Below are 298 nucleotides of genomic sequence, written 5' to 3'. Positions count from 1 at the left end.
GATTAAGGCAGCTAAAGAAGTGATTGGCAAAGATGCTATCCTGAAAGCTATCGAAGATGGAGATATCGAAGCGTCCGACTTGCTAGATGATTTCTTAGCAGAAGACAGTGATCAGGTGACACCGGCTGAAGCAAAAACTCAATCTCAACTTTCAAGTCAAGACCAAGCTAAACTGGCTGCAGCAGATAAGGAAGCAGCGGAAGAAGCAGCAAAAGTTCGAACAGAATTGCTTTCAACTCTTGAAGGTATCGAAAAATCAACCATCAACGACATCAACAAGGATGCTACTATCACTGAT

At 42.6% G+C, this 298-nt stretch carries 1 pseudogene; it reads left to right on the top strand.

The features are described 5' to 3' along the window. Window positions 1-298 (top strand): annotated as a pseudogene (locus tag HMPREF2766_RS09465) (cell wall anchor protein); the annotation flags it as partial.

The sequence above is a fragment of the Streptococcus sp. HMSC076C08 genome (assembly GCF_001810825.1).
GTDB lineage: Bacteria > Bacillota > Bacilli > Lactobacillales > Streptococcaceae > Streptococcus.
The sequence above is the reverse complement of the archived record's forward strand: the minus strand, read 5'-3'. Positions and strand labels throughout refer to the sequence as shown.